Genomic DNA, 13671 nt, shown 5'->3' with positions numbered 1-13671 from the left:
CACTGCTCAGCGACCAAGCATAGTTAAGGCTCCACCATTCTGCTTTTGTCGTTTTGAGCAATTTGTTGCTGCAATGCCTGCTCCAGTTCGAGCATTGCGCGTTCTACGGCCATCCTGCATTCGGCGACTTCGTCATGCTGAAAAACGTGATGGCAAGCCTGTTCGAGCGCCTCGCAGCTATCGATCAAACGGGTGGCCTGGACGATCCGCGCTGCGCCCTTGATTTTATGGGCAATATCGAGAAACAACTGCGGGTCGTTTGACCGGGATAACGCTTGCAGCGCCTGTCGGTCCAGACGGTTGCTGGTGAGCAGTTCGGTCAACAATCGCAGGTCCAATGCCGGGTTGCCCCCCGTCAACAGGTGCAGCCCTTTCAGGCTGAAGGCGGGAACGCGGTTGACCGGTACGATGCCTGCCACCCATTGACTCAAGGCGGTCAGCGTCAGCGGCTTGAACAGGCAGTCGTCCATCCCGGCTTGTTTGCAGCGCTGTCGTTCTTCCGGTTGTGCGTTGGCGGTAAAGCCGAGAACGGTGCAGGGGGTACGATCGGATTGCTGTTCATGGTCGCGGATCGCGCGAGCGAGTTCGTATCCATTCATGACCGGCATGTTGCAGTCGACAATCACCAGATCGAACGGCTCGATTTTCCACGCCTCCAAGCCTGCCTGGCCCTCCTCGGCAATGCTGAACCGATGGCCCAGAAACTCCAGCTGCTGACACATCAGCAAGCGATTGGCCGGGTGATCGTCGACCACCAGAATGTTCAAGGCCACAGTGGACGTGTGAATCGGCGTTTCGGTGGTTGGCGGCACCTGCTCGACTGGCAGGGTGGGCAGAAGCAGCGAAACCTGGACCTGCGTGCCGACTCCCGGCTGGCTGCCCAATTGCAGGCTGCCGCCCATCATTTCGCACAGGCTTCGGCTGATCACCAGACCCAGGCCCGCGCCGCCTCTACCGGACTGCCCTGTATCATCGGCCTGGGCGAAAGGTTCGAACAGTCGTCGTTGATCCTGTTCGCTGATCCCGATGCCGCTGTCCTCAACCTGCAACAGCATTAGGACTTGCTCGGGTTCTGCCGTCGCAAGCAACTCGACGGTGATCCTGACCTGGCCCTGTTCCGTGAATTTGATGGCGTTGCTGACCAGGTTCGACAGCACCTGTTTGAAACGCATCGGGTCCAGCAGGACATCGATCGCCGGGTTGGCCGGGTTGGGTTCCAGCAGCAGTTCAAGGTTTTTCTGACGAGCCAGTCCCTCGAAAATCCGCACGACAGACCCCACGATTTCACTCGGATTCACCCGTTCCGGGCTCAGGCTCATACGCCCGGATTCGATTCGTGCAATGTCGAGAATGTCGCCGATCAGTTCCAGCAAGTCTTTGGCCGAGTTGTAGGCCACGTCAATGGCCGGACGATCTGGATGGTTGCTCTCGATGCGCTTCAGCGTCAGTTCGAGCATGCCGATGACCGCATTCATCGGCGTGCGGATCTCATGGCTCATGGTCGCCAGAAAGGTGCTTTTCGCGCGGTTGGCTTCATCGGCGCGCTCCTTCGCACAGCGCAGCTCCTCGAACAGTTGGCGCCGCTCAGTCAATTGATTGTTCAGTGCGCGCTCGGCCGCTTGACGCTGTTTGATCTGGCGACGCATGTAAGCGTTCCAGACAGCGGAAAGCAGCAGCAGCACGCCGGCCCCGATAACAATCTGATAGAACAATCGCTGGTAGTTGCGCCAGGTGCTTTGCGAGGACGCCGAATAGCCACGCCAGCGGCTGTTGATGATGCCCAGTTCTTCCGGTGCGATGCTCAGGAGTGCCTTGTTGAGGATGGCGTTCAGCTCTTTGGCATCTCGCCCGGTCGCCAGGGAAAACGCGGCCTGCCGGGTGCCGATGGTGGTCCGGATCTGAAGGGTGTGCTCGAACAATCTAGATGAAATGAAGTAGTTGGCGATGACCAGTGAATTCACCGCACCTTCTGCCTTGCCTTCGGCGAGCAACTCCACGGCGCTGAACGTGTCCGGTGTTTCAATCAACTTGATCCGCGGGAACTCGCGGCGCAGGTAATCCACCAGTGGGTTGCCCTGGGCGATGGTCAGGCGTTTGCCCGCCAACTGCTCAAGGTTTGCCGGGCTGTCGGCGGCTTTGCGAGTCAACAGGACAAAGGAGTTTTGCAGATAGGGACGGGTGAAGTTCAGCTCTGTGTCACGTTCGACGCTGGGGAGCAGGGCGGCGATCACGTCGGCTTTATTGTTCTTGATCTGCTCGATCATCTCGTCATCGCTTCGGCTGCGACGGATGTCGAAACGCAGGCCGGTACGCAATCTGATCAGTTCCAGCAGGTCGGCGGTTGCACCGCGAAAATTGCCATTGCTGTCGAAAAACGATAACGGTGCAAGGGCCTCATTGACCACCACGCGCACAACCGGATGTCGCGCCAGCCACTGTTCCTCAAGGTCGGTGAGTTGTAACTTCTGGTCGGTGAGAAGAATGTCACTGCCGGCACTCCAGCGCTCGGCGATGTTCTGCCGTTCGCTAGCAGGGATGGCCATGAGCATGGCATTGATGATCCCGAGCAATTCCGGGTTGTGCCTGTGCACGGCGAAGCTGAACCCGTGGGCTTCGTGTTTGCCGAAGTTGGCCATGCGGATGTTGTTCAGGTAACCCTTGTTGATCATGTAATGGGTCGAGATGGTGTCGCCCAGGAAGACGTCGGCCTGATCAAAGGCCACTGCATTGATCGCATTCTGGTAGGACGGATAGGACGTAATGGTCGCTTTGGGGTACAGGGCCCTGACTTCCTCCAGTGGCAAGTAGTGATACACCATGCTCAGCCGCAAGCCGGCAAGGCCATCGGTCAGGGATCGGGTTTCTCCTTCCCGTGTGACCAGCACCGGCTGGTCCACGGCGTAGGGCGTGGAAAGCACGATATCGGCATTGTGAGCTTCAAATCCATTGGCAGTGCCGAGCAGATCGACCTCGCCTTTTTCAAGTGCCTTGATGGCAGCCCCGCGGGACGCAAAGCGCTGGACCTTGACCGGCAAACCGAGGGTCTTGCCGAGGATGCCCGCGTAATCGGCGGTGAAACCTTCGTAGTCCTTGCCGCTGACGGTCAGGTCGAAAGGAGGATAGTCCGGGGCCGAGGTGCCCAGGATCAGTCCGCGCTTGCTCGTTACCCATTGTTGTTGTGATGGGTCCAGTTGGACGTCCAGATGCTTGACTGTCGAGCGACTGAGCAGGCTGAAGTGTTCGCTGGCGGTCTGCGAAGCAGGCACTGAAGTGCTCAGGCATAAACCTGCGGCCACGAGAATCAGACAATCCTTTATACGAAGGGGCATCCTGTATCTCACACTAATGCGTTACGTTTTGCCATCTCGATGAGTTCAACCAGGGATTTGGCTTTGAGTTTTTGCATAAGTCGTTTTTTATAGGTGCTGACGGTCTTGTTACTTAGAAACATGCCTTTGGCAATTTCCTTGTTGGTACGGCCTTGTGCAAAAAGTTGCAATACCATCAGTTCCCTGTCGTTGACTGACTTGAACAGTTCCAGCTCGGCGCAACGCACGTCATCACCACGGACTGGATTCAAGGCCTGACTCGGGAAGTAGTTGTAACCTGACAATACTGCTTTTATGGTACTGACCAGCTCACTGAGGTCTTCCTGTTTGCAGACATAACCTGACGCGCCAGATTGCATACAGCGGATACCGAACAGTGTCGGGCACTGCGCAGTCAATACCAGTGTTTTCAGCGGTGTACTCATTGCGTTGAAGCGCGCGAGAACTTCGAGGCCATCCAGTTTTGGAATGCTGATATCGAGAATGACCAGGTCAGGCATGCATTCACGCACCATCTGCATGGCATCGACCCCATTATCGGATTCGCCGACAACTTTGTAACCTTCATGCTCCAGTAGCATTCGGACGGCAAGGCGGATGACAGGGTGATCGTCGACAATAAAAACGGAGTTCATAATCAAATCCCATGCGAGCTCAAATAAAGCGCGCACCTTAGCTCAGATAGTTGATGGGACGCATGAACTGACGAACCTCAAGCAGCAATATAGGAATAGTCCTACAAGCGAAAAGGAATGGGGCTACGAATCAACTAGGTTTTGAATGAGGACGGGCAGTTGTTGAAGGTTAGTCGGTGTTTTAAAATTTAATTTCACAAGTTTCAAGTAATGTCTGGGTGGGGTGTATGGAAATTCATTTTATAAATGGATTGAACTCAATAATTTTCTGAATTCGAATTGTTTCAATGGTTTTATCAAGTAGCCAAGTAAAGGCAGACCATGTGCATTCGCGGTTTTCTCAAGCCCGTCAAGTTCTGTACACGTCAGACTGCTTAATAGTATTGCCTGTCTGATCATTCCTCGATGACTGGCGAATTTGACCAGGTCCAGCCCGGGAAGATCGGGCAAACATTGATCGCACAACAGAATGTCAAACGGTTGCACCGCCGCCAGCATTTGTTGCAAGGCACCTTGGGCACTGTCGGAGGTCGTCAGTTGAGTGAAACCGTAACTTTCAAGCAGGTACTGAGTCGCCCTTAGTTGAAAGGGATGATCTTCCACCAGCAGGATGCGCAAATCGTCTTCGAACGTTGGATTACTCACTGTTAATCTCTCATACAGAGGGGCCTGTCATTATTTCGCGAGAATGGCGAGCAATCGATCAGTTTGCTCGGCGCGAGGTGTAGGGGAATTCGGCGAATGCTGAACGCACTTGGGCTTTCAGGGACTGATCAGCCATTCCTGATGGCGTAATGGCTGATCAGCCGGGTTTTGTCAGTGGCTGGAACGGCCGGTCATCTCCAGGGCCATTTCGCTGGCATAGCTGTCGGTCATGCCGGCGATGAAATCAATCATGCGCAGGAACGAAGTGTGTAACGGACCATAAGGGTCGGGCGCGTTGTTGCCCAACAGATCAAGGATGCGACGGCTCTTGAAGGACGGCGTCCGACCGTTGTGCTGTTCCAGCGCTGCGCCGCAGAAGGCGTTGAGGAGGATTTCCAGCGTGGTATAGGCGCCGATCTCGTGCAGGGTCTTGCGTTTGTCCTGGAAGATCTTTTTGCGCGCCATGTCTTTGGCATTCAGGACGCAGCGTTTGGCGGGACCGTGCATGTGTTCCACCAGGTCTCCAGGCAGCGTGCCGGCCAGCAACGCGTTCTGTTGCTCGACAAAGGCACGGGCTGCGGCGTTGGTCAGGTGCTCGATGGCTTTGCCCCGCAGGATTGCCAGTTTGCGCCGACGCGAATCTTTCGGGCCGAGCTGACGAAAGGTTTCCGGCAGATCGTCGCCCACCAGGTCCAGCAACAGGGACTCGACTTCGGCGTACTCCAGCAACTCCATTTCCAGGCCATCTTCGAGGTCGATCAGCGCGTAGCAGATGTCGTCCGCGGCCTCCATCAAATACACCAGCGGATGGCGTGCCCAGCGCTGTTCCTCAAGTTGCGGCAGGCCGAGTTTATGAGCGATCTGCTCCAGCAGCGGCAGTTCACTCTGATAGCAGCCGAACTTGTGCTTCTTGTAACCCAGTGAATCGGCGTGCTTGGCCGTCCACGGGTATTTCAGATACGTACCCAGCGTGGCGTAGGTCAGCCGGGTGCCGCCATCGAACTGGTGATATTCCAGCTGGGTGAGCACCCGGAAGCCCTGGGCATTGCCTTCGAAATTGAGGAAGTCATTGCGTTCGACTTCACTCATTGCTTCCAGCCAGCCACGGCCGGCAGCTTGCTGGAACCAGTGACGGATCGCGTCTTCGCCGGAGTGACCGAAAGGCGGGTTGCCAATGTCGTGGGCCAGGCAAGCCGATTGCACCACCATGCCCAGGTCGCTGGGTTCGCACCAGTCAGGCAGGGCGCTGCGGATGGTTTCGCCGACGCGCATACCCAGCGAACGGCCGACGCAACTGACTTCCAGTGAGTGGGTCAGGCGCGTGTGGATGTGATCGTTGCTAGTGACGGGATGGACTTGGGTCTTGCGCCCGAGGCGGCGAAAGGCTCCGGAGAAAATAATGCGGTCGTGGTCTTTGTGGAAAGGGCTGCGGCCGAGTTCTTCCGGGCTGTGCAGCGGCTTTCCGAGGCGTTCGCGGGTGAGCAGGGTTTGCCAATCCAAGGCTGGTTCTCTCCGTCAGGTGACTGAGCGCCTAGCTTCCCGTTTCGCAACGGTGCCTGCAAGCGGAACTACAGCCCGGCGGCGTCGATATCGATGAGCAGCAGTCGCTCGCCGTTGTTGAAAAACTGTCCGGCAGTGAGGCAGTACTGGTTGCTGGTGGCATCACGGTAAGTATTGGAAAGCGTCAGCCGACGCTCGTCCCAACCCTCTGCCAACAAATGATAGAAGTACGGACGCCATGACCAGTTGTGTCCCAGGTAGCGATCATCGGCTTCCCAGCCGTTGTTGCGCCATTCCAGGTTCGGCGTCAATTGCGTGCCGTGGCGGTCGCATTGATAGAAGCGCAACAGCCAGGGAAAGGCGTCCAGCTGTGGCAAGGCGCTGAGCGGCGCATGAGCCTGGGCCCAGGCTTGCAGGATCGCCATCAGCTCGGCGAGTTGCTGACGCAGGATCATCAGCCGGCCGCGTTCAGCCAGTTTTTGTTGGACATAGCGCTGACGCAGTTCGGCGAAGCGCTCGACAAAAGCGTCGGTGGCAAAGAAGTCCACTTGCGCGCGGGCGAACAGAAAACCCTGCACGTAGCGCGAGCCACACTCCAGGGCAAAATTCAGTTGCGCTTCGGTTTCCACCCCTTCGGCTATGATCCAGCACCCGGTTTTTTCCGCCATTTGCGCGAGTGCCTTGACCACATCGCTGCTCGGCCCGCCCAACGCAGCGGCCTGGAACAGCCGCATATCCAGCTTCAGGATGTCCGGTTGCAGGGCGAGCACGCGATCGAGCTGTGAGTAACCGGCGCCGAAATCATCGATGGCGATCCGTGCACCTGCTTGCCGGTATCGCGCTACCACGTCTGCCAGGCGCTGGATGTTGCCGCCAAGTTCGGTGATTTCGAAAACGATTCGCCGTGGGTCGACACCGTGCCGGTCCAATTGCTTGAGGCTCGGCAGCGCCTGGTCCGGGCGCAAGCGACTGATCCAGCGCGGCGATATGTTCAGGCTGAGAAACCAGTCGGCGGGCGCCGCGTTCAAACGGCTCAGGGCGTTATCACGGATCTGGCGATCCAGACGACGGAGGGCGACGGCAGGGGTTCGCGGGTCGGCAAACAGCGGTCCCACAGAGGCCAGTTGACCGTCGCCCTGGCGCAGTCGACCCAATGCTTCGACGCCGGCGATACGACCGGTGGCGGTATCGATGAACGGTTGAAAGCAGGCGAGCGGTTGCCCGTCGATCACGAGGCCTCCTTGGTGGATCTTGTTTTTTGGATGAAACCTGATGGCCGGCAAGGCACGCAGGTATGAACCTCTCCAAAAGAGGTTCATACCGGTGATGTTGCAAGAATGCAGCCAGATAGTGGCTTTAGTGTTTAGGCGAAGAGCCTTGCATGACCAACTTGATCAAGGGCCCCAGGGTGGTGCCCAGGTGTACCAGTCGAGTCAGGCTGCTCACGCCGCCGCTCTTGGCGCCCTTGGCGGTCAAAAAGCCCAGTAAGGTGACCGCCGCCATGCCCCAGAGTGGCGCGTGCTTGATGCCAAAACCGTCTTGCAGGTTTTGCGTCATCCCGCGCACCCGCTGCAAGGGTTGCAGCAGGTGAGCGGATTCGTGGCGAATTTCCTGGCGATACATTTCCATGCGCAGGCGAATCAACGCCTTGCGCATTTCCGTGCGCGAGCTGTTGTTAGGCAGTTCAGGAAGGCTCATGGCAGCAGGCGCTCCCGATCATTGGCCAATTCTTCCAGGGTGCCATGGAAGGGTGAGGATTCATCGAAAATCGCCGCCCTCAAACGCATCCCGCAGAAGATACAGGCAAGGGTGTAGAACACGCAGAGACTGATGATGGCGGGCAGGCGATAGGTGTCCCAAAACAGGATCAGCACCAGCGTCGACAACCCCACCAGCAACAGCAAGGCAAACACCAGCGCCAGGCCTGCGAACAACAACAGGCTGACGGTGCGGGCTTTTTGTTCCTGCAATTCGATGCCGAACAGTTCGACATGGCTGTGCAGCAATCCAAGAAATGCGGCACCCATGCGCCGGGGTGAGGAGCTTGGGCCCGTCGCGGACGAGCCGGATTCGCCGATCGCCATAATCAGCGCCGGGTTGCCAGTAGACCGATCAGGAAACCCACACCGGCCGCGATCCCGACCGATTGCCATGGGTTGGCCTGTACATAGTCTTCGGTGGCGGTAACGGCGGCTTTCCCACGTTCGCGCAGGGAGTCTTCGGTCAGTTTCAAGGTTTCGCGTGCACGCAGCAGACTGTCGTGGATTTGCTCACGCAACTCATCAGCCTGATCGCCAGCCAATGTTGCAGTGTGTTCCAGCAACCGTTCAGTGTCGCTGACCAGTGTCTGAAAATCGTTCATCAGAATTTCTTGAGCAGTCTTTGCCTTGATGCTGGCCATTGGTGATCTCCGTAAGTGGCTTCTGTTGCGTTCGAGTATGAGCGTTGCGTGAAGGTTCAGTACAAATCACTGGTACAACTTTTGCTATGTCGTGGTGCGCCAGCCCGCGTGATTGCGCTGTTGCTGTGCAGGAAACAAGCAAAACCTTATCTCAAATAATGAAAACCCGCGCAAAGGTTCCTCGCCTTGTGCGCCAAAGCGGCTCATCAGGGTCAATGTGTTGATCCGGACAGGTTGTAACTTGGTGCATGAATTGTCTGCGCGAACTGCTTTGGTGCTTTTTAGCCTTCAGGTCTGCCAACTTTATGGAAAATCTGCAAAGCGCTGTGGACAGTCTGGTCCATAGCTCCAACACGTTGTTCATCTTGACTGGCGCTGTCATGGTTTTGGCCATGCACGCCGGTTTTGCCTTTCTTGAAGTCGGTACGGTTCGACAAAAGAACCAGGTCAACGCCTTGTCGAAGATCCTCAGCGACTTCGCCATTTCGACTCTGGCCTACTTCTTTATAGGCTATTGGATTTCATATGGGGTGACCTTTCTGCAACCGGCGGCGGTGATCAATGCCGATCATGGTTATGGCCTGGTGAAGTTTTTCTTTCTGCTGACGTTCGCGGCAGCGATACCCGCGATCATTTCCGGGGGCATCGCCGAGCGCGCCCGGTTCGTACCGCAGTTGTGTGCGACAGCGTTGATCGTCGCGTTCATCTATCCGTTTTTCGAGGGCATGATCTGGAACGGCAACTTTGGCCTGCAAGCCTGGTTGCTGGCGCGCTTTGGTGCCAGTTTCCATGATTTCGCAGGCTCGGTGGTGGTTCACGCCATGGGCGGCTGGCTGGCACTGGCGGCGGTGTTGTTGCTCGGGCCAAGACAAGGTCGCTATCGCGAAGGAAAACTGGTGGCTTTCGCTCCTTCGAGCATTCCGTTTCTGGCGTTGGGGTCGTGGATCCTGATCGTTGGCTGGTTTGGCTTCAACGTGATGAGCGCGCAAACCTTGCAAGGGGTCAGCGGGCTGGTGGCGGTGAATTCGTTGATGGCCATGGTCGGTGGCACCGTGGCGGCGCTGATCGTCGGGCGCAATGACCCGGGCTTTCTGCATAACGGCCCGCTCGCCGGGCTGGTGGCGATCTGCGCCGGTTCCGATCTGATGCACCCGGTAGGAGCACTGGTGACGGGCGCCATCGCCGGGGCGCTGTTTGTCTGGTGCTTTACCGCTGCCCAAGGCAAATGGCACATCGATGATGTATTGGGTGTCTGGCCGTTGCATGGCCTGTGCGGTGTCTGGGGCGGAGTCGCGTGCGGCATCTTCGGCCAGAGTGCATTGGGTGGTCTGGGCGGCGTGAGCCTGATCAGCCAGTTGATCGGGACCACGCTGGGAGTGGTCGTGGCGCTGGCCGGTGGCTTCGCGGTGTATGGCGTGATCAAGGCGCTTCATGGCCTGCGCCTGAGCCAGGAAGAAGAGTATTACGGCGCAGACCTCTCGGTGCACAAGATCGGCGCTGTGAGCCAGGATTGAGTCAGTTCTCTTCATCGTTGGCGCCGGGATAAAAGCCGTGCAGCAGGCGATAGCGGTCACGCCGTATCTGGTCGGCCCGCTCCTGGACCTGATGCGCGGGTAAACCCAGCATGATCAACGCGTGGGAGGCGAGCATCAGGCTCGACTCCAGTAATTCGGGCACGACTTCGCTGGCGCCGGCGGCTTTCAACTCGGCCAGTTGGTTGTCGTCCCGAGTGCGTACCAGGATTGGAACAGTCGAGTTTAATCGGCGCGCCTCCTTGAGAATCAGTAACGCGATATCGGCCTGGTCCACGGCAATCACCAGCAGCCTGGCGCGCGCCAGCCCTACCGCCAGCAGCAGTTCACCGCGCCGTGAGTCGCCATAGTGCACACAGGTTTCACCCACGGCGGCTTCCTGGACACGCACCGGATCGGTGTCCAGCGCGATATAGGGCTGCAGCGCATTGCGCAGCGCTCGCCCGATCGACTGACCCACGCGACCGTAGCCACAGATCACCACATGGCTGTGCAATCCGGCGTTAAGCGCGCTTATTTCCTCGAGCTTGGCTTCTTCGTTGGGCTTGCGGTGCAGACGAGTTGCGATGCGGGGCGCAGCACGCAGCAGCAACGGCGTTAGCAGCATCGAGCAGAAGGTCGCGGCCAGCAGCAGCCCGCCGAGGTCGGCGGGCATCAGTTTGTTCTGTTGCATCAGCGCCATCAGCGCGAAGCAGAACTCGCCGCCCTGAGCCAGTGCCAGACCGCTGCGCCAGGCAGTTTCAACATCACTGCCGCGCCATTTGACCAGCAGCGCGACCACGCACCCCTTGATCAGCAGCAACCCCAGGGTCAGACCGAAAATCAGCAAGCCGTGGCTGACGAACAGCTGCAAGTCGATGAGCATGCCAATGCTGACGAAGAACACCCCGAGCAGAATGTCGCGGAACGGGCGGATGTCGGCTTCGATCTGATGTCGATAATGGCTTTCTCCCAACAACATGCCGGCGAGAAAGGCACCCAGGGCAGGGGAGAGTCCGAGCAGGTGAGTGAGCCAGGCCGTCAGCAAAACAATCACCAGCGCCAACAGTACAAACAGTTCCGCGGAACGGGCCGCCGCCACTTCATGGAACAGCCGTGGCAGCAACCATCGACTGGCCATCAGCAGGCCGACAAAGAGCACAACGGTCTTGCCCAGTGTCACGGGCAGTGCCCAATACCAGGCCTGATCGCTGCTGCCGGCGAACACGGGCACCAGGGTTAACAACAACACAGCCACGACGTCCTGGAACAGCAATACGGCGATGGCATTCTGGCCGTGGCTGCTGAAAATCTCGCCGAGGCTGCCCAGTTCCTTGCTGACAATGGCAGTGGAAGACAGCGACAGACCGGCTCCAAGCAGCAGCGCGGGCGTAACCGGCATACCGAACAGCATCAGCAAACTGCCCAGCAGTAGCGTGGTGACCAGCACTTGCTGGCCGCCGAGCCTGAACACCACTTTGCGCAATGCGAGCATTTTCGACAGGGAAAATTCGAGCCCGAGGGAGAACAGCAGGAACACCACCCCGAGTTCGGCGAGGTCGGGCAACTCTTCACTTTCATTGATCCAGTTGAATGCCGTCGGGCCGATCATCAGCCCCACGCACAGGTAGCCCAGCACCGGTGGCAGGCGCAGGCGCTGGAACAATGCAATCACCACCAGGGAGGAGGCGAGAATGATCAGCAGGTTGGCGAACACGAAAACTCCGATGACAAGCGCTGGCTACTCAAGCGTAGAGGCAAAAAAGCCGTGAGCATCGCGTAAAAGACATTCCGGGCGACTGATGTGCGTCAGGGTTTTACCGCAACCGCTCCGATCATGCTCCAGCCGACGATTCAATGGCTCGACGGCTTTTCGGGGCAAGCCTAGAATAATCACTTAATTTTTCGGTTGAGCGCTCATGCTTCCTGAATGTCAGCTGTTCGGCACCCTTGGGTGCCACCTCTGTGAAGTGGCGGAAGCCATGCTGATGGAGTTCGTCGAACGCGGTCTGCTGGTGGAGCTGGTAGATATCGCTGACGACGAAACATGGTTCGAAGCCTACAGCCTGCGTATTCCGGTATTAAGGCGAGTCGATACCGGCGCTGAACTGGGTTGGCCGTTCAGTGCCGATCAGGTGGTGGATTTCCTCGCTGATCGGGTTTTGTGACAATCTTCCCGACGGTCGAGCTTTACGACTGATCCCTTGGCTTAAGTCTTCGTGTTCGGGTACTGTATGCGCATACAGTTATTCAAAAAGCCTGCCCCTGCACTTTCTGTTATCCGGATAGGGGCACGCCGAGCGTAAGAGGGGTGAGTCGTGGTCAATGTCGAACAATTGAAGAGCAGCGTGAACCGGATGTCGGTGGACGTAGTGCGTGACGCCGTTATCGAATTGCGTCTGGACGGCCTGGTCACGGAAGGGAAAACCCCGTTCAACAAGCTGCATTTCAATACCTGTTTCGCCGAAATCGAAGCACTCTTCCAGCGTGCGGGATATCACCGGCAGCTGGATGTCGTGGGCTATCAGGGGTTGTTGTACGCAATTTATGATCCGGGGCGCTGGGAAGCGGTCGATGTATTGCGCTGGCTCAAGGAGTTCACCGAAGCGGCGGCGCGCACGCAGTCGATCCCGGCCTGAGGATTCTCTTCTAGGTTCGTTCCAGCCACTGCTGGATAATGCCGCCCTGTATTGAGGGTTAGAGCGTTCGTATGTCCACTTCATCTTTTTCTGCTGCACACAACCAGGCCAGCACACTCTACTTGCCGCCTGGGCCGTGGCAGACCGTGCTCGATTGCTTGTGTGAACACTTCAGTGCCATCGGTCGCGAACAATGGCTGGACAGAATTGCTCGTGGCCGCGTACTGGACGGGCAAGGCGTGCCAATTGCCCTTGATCTTGCTTACAAGGAAGGTCTGCGAATTCACTACTTTCGGGAAGTACCGGACGAAAAACCGATCCCTGTGATCGAGTCGATTCTGTATGCGGATGAGCATCTGGTAGTGGCAGACAAACCGCATTTTCTGCCAGTGACGCCGGCGGGCGAATACGTAGAGCAGACGCTGCTACGGAGGTTGATCCGCCGACTCGATAACCCGCATCTCGTGCCTTTGCATCGCATAGACCGCCATACGGCGGGGCTGGTGCTGTTTTCAGCCAACCCCCAGAGCCGTTCCGCCTACCAGTCGTTGTTTCCTGCGCGGCAGATCGAAAAACGCTACGAAGCCATTGCCAGGGCATTACCTGAACGGGCCTTTCCCCTGGTTCACAAGAGTCGACTCATCGATGGCGAGCCTTTCTTCCGCATGCAGGAAGGACCGGGCGTCAGCAATACCGAGACGGCTGTCGAAGTCAGGGAGAAGAACGGTGATCTCTGGCGTTACGGGCTTTACCCGGTGACGGGCAAGAAGCATCAGCTGCGGGTACACATGACGGCCCTGGGCGCCAGTATCTGCAATGATCCGTTCTATCCGCACGTGCTCAAGGATGTCGAAGACGACTATGCCAACCCGTTGAAGCTTCTGGCTCAGGGGCTGCGGTTTGTGGATCCGGTTACCGGTGAGCAAAGAGACTTTGAAAGCACCATCACCCTGCAATGGTGATGGCCGTTTTTCAGCCATGAAAAAGCCCGCGTTCACAGCGGGCTTTTCT

At 57.6% G+C, this 13671-nt stretch carries 13 protein-coding genes; 4 read left to right on the top strand and 9 right to left on the bottom strand.

All coding sequences use genetic code 11. From position 1 onward, the window contains the following. Positions 1–23: 23 nt before the first annotated feature. The 8 genes from ACA073_RS18415 to ACA073_RS18380 form a co-directional block, all read right to left on the bottom strand. Positions 24–3329, bottom strand: coding sequence for a transporter substrate-binding domain-containing protein (locus tag ACA073_RS18415; RefSeq protein WP_497398430.1), 3306 nt, complete (start codon positions 3327–3329; stop codon positions 24–26). Positions 3330–3337: 8 nt separating this feature from the next. Continuing rightward, positions 3338–3964 (bottom strand): response regulator, encoded by a 627-nt coding sequence (locus tag ACA073_RS18410; protein WP_497398428.1) that lies wholly within the window; start codon positions 3962–3964, stop codon positions 3338–3340. A gap of 240 nt (positions 3965–4204) precedes the next feature. Continuing rightward, on the bottom strand, positions 4205–4609 hold the full coding sequence (locus ACA073_RS18405; protein WP_497398426.1) for a response regulator: 405 nt from the start codon (positions 4607–4609) through the stop codon (positions 4205–4207). Between the two features lie 171 nt (positions 4610–4780). After that, on the bottom strand, positions 4781–6109 hold the full coding sequence (locus tag ACA073_RS18400) for a deoxyguanosinetriphosphate triphosphohydrolase (protein ID WP_497398424.1): 1329 nt from the start codon (positions 6107–6109) through the stop codon (positions 4781–4783). 68 nt (positions 6110–6177) lie between these two features. Next, complete coding sequence (locus ACA073_RS18395; protein WP_497398422.1) at positions 6178–7341, bottom strand: EAL domain-containing protein; 1164 nt, start codon at positions 7339–7341, stop codon at positions 6178–6180. A gap of 124 nt (positions 7342–7465) precedes the next feature. Continuing rightward, positions 7466–7807 carry a hypothetical protein gene (locus tag ACA073_RS18390; RefSeq protein ID WP_497398420.1) on the bottom strand — a complete coding sequence of 114 codons (342 nt, stop codon included), beginning with the start codon at positions 7805–7807 and terminating at the stop codon, positions 7466–7468. Beyond that, entirely contained in the window at positions 7804–8193 is a 390-nt protein-coding gene (locus ACA073_RS18385) for a phage holin family protein (protein WP_497398418.1), read from the bottom strand. The genes ACA073_RS18390 and ACA073_RS18385 overlap by 4 nt, the downstream gene beginning before the upstream one ends. A 2-nt stretch (positions 8194–8195) precedes the next feature. Further along, the gene (locus ACA073_RS18380) at positions 8196–8510 is read right to left on the bottom strand and encodes an ElaB/YgaM/YqjD family protein (RefSeq protein WP_008030332.1); all 315 of its coding nucleotides are present in this window, start codon (positions 8508–8510) and stop codon (positions 8196–8198) included. A gap of 305 nt (positions 8511–8815) precedes the next feature. Between ACA073_RS18380 and ACA073_RS18375 the strand changes: the two genes are divergently transcribed. Next, positions 8816–10024: an ammonium transporter gene (locus ACA073_RS18375; RefSeq protein ID WP_497398415.1), complete on the top strand. Its 1209-nt coding sequence runs from the start codon at positions 8816–8818 to the stop codon at positions 10022–10024. Between the two features lies 1 nt (position 10025). On the opposite strand, the gene ACA073_RS18370 is transcribed toward ACA073_RS18375, so the two are convergent. Then, a complete protein-coding gene (locus ACA073_RS18370; RefSeq protein ID WP_497398413.1) occupies positions 10026–11738 on the bottom strand; it encodes a cation:proton antiporter in 1713 nt (570 codons plus the stop codon). 202 nt (positions 11739–11940) lie between these two features. Here ACA073_RS18370 and ACA073_RS18365 point away from each other — a divergent pair, with 202 nt between their 5' ends. The 3 genes from ACA073_RS18365 (at position 11941) to ACA073_RS18355 (ending at position 13622) form a co-directional block, all read left to right on the top strand. Continuing rightward, positions 11941–12189: a glutaredoxin family protein gene (locus tag ACA073_RS18365; RefSeq protein ID WP_497398411.1), complete on the top strand. Its 249-nt coding sequence runs from the start codon at positions 11941–11943 to the stop codon at positions 12187–12189. Between the two features lie 150 nt (positions 12190–12339). Then, on the top strand, positions 12340–12660 hold the full coding sequence (locus ACA073_RS18360; RefSeq protein ID WP_497398409.1) for a transcriptional regulator: 321 nt from the start codon (positions 12340–12342) through the stop codon (positions 12658–12660). Between the two features lie 71 nt (positions 12661–12731). Continuing rightward, the gene (locus ACA073_RS18355; protein ID WP_497398407.1) at positions 12732–13622 is read left to right on the top strand and encodes a pseudouridine synthase; all 891 of its coding nucleotides are present in this window, start codon (positions 12732–12734) and stop codon (positions 13620–13622) included. The last annotated feature ends 49 nt before the right edge of the window (positions 13623–13671 follow it).

The sequence above is a fragment of the Pseudomonas sp. LBUM1670 genome, assembly GCF_059695695.1.
The sequence above is the reverse complement of the archived record's forward strand: the minus strand, read 5'-3'. Positions and strand labels throughout refer to the sequence as shown.

What these genes read in the sequence shown, in the direction of transcription:
- ACA073_RS18415 (WP_497398430.1), bottom strand. Translation starts at nt 3,329, where the DNA reads ATGCCCCTTCGTATAAAGGATTGTCTGATTCTCGTGGCCGCAGGTTTA.
- ACA073_RS18410 (WP_497398428.1), bottom strand. Translation starts at nt 3,964, where the DNA reads ATGAACTCCGTTTTTATTGTCGACGATCACCCTGTCATCCGCCTTGCC.
- ACA073_RS18390 (WP_497398420.1), bottom strand. Translation starts at nt 7,807, where the DNA reads ATGAGCCTTCCTGAACTGCCTAACAACAGCTCGCGCACGGAAATGCGC.
- ACA073_RS18385 (WP_497398418.1), bottom strand. Translation starts at nt 8,193, where the DNA reads ATGGCGATCGGCGAATCCGGCTCGTCCGCGACGGGCCCAAGCTCCTCA.
- ACA073_RS18380 (WP_008030332.1), bottom strand. Translation starts at nt 8,510, where the DNA reads ATGGCCAGCATCAAGGCAAAGACTGCTCAAGAAATTCTGATGAACGAT.
- ACA073_RS18375 (WP_497398415.1), top strand. Translation starts at nt 8,816, where the DNA reads ATGGAAAATCTGCAAAGCGCTGTGGACAGTCTGGTCCATAGCTCCAAC.
- ACA073_RS18365 (WP_497398411.1), top strand. Translation starts at nt 11,941, where the DNA reads ATGCTTCCTGAATGTCAGCTGTTCGGCACCCTTGGGTGCCACCTCTGT.
- ACA073_RS18355 (WP_497398407.1), top strand. Translation starts at nt 12,732, where the DNA reads ATGTCCACTTCATCTTTTTCTGCTGCACACAACCAGGCCAGCACACTC.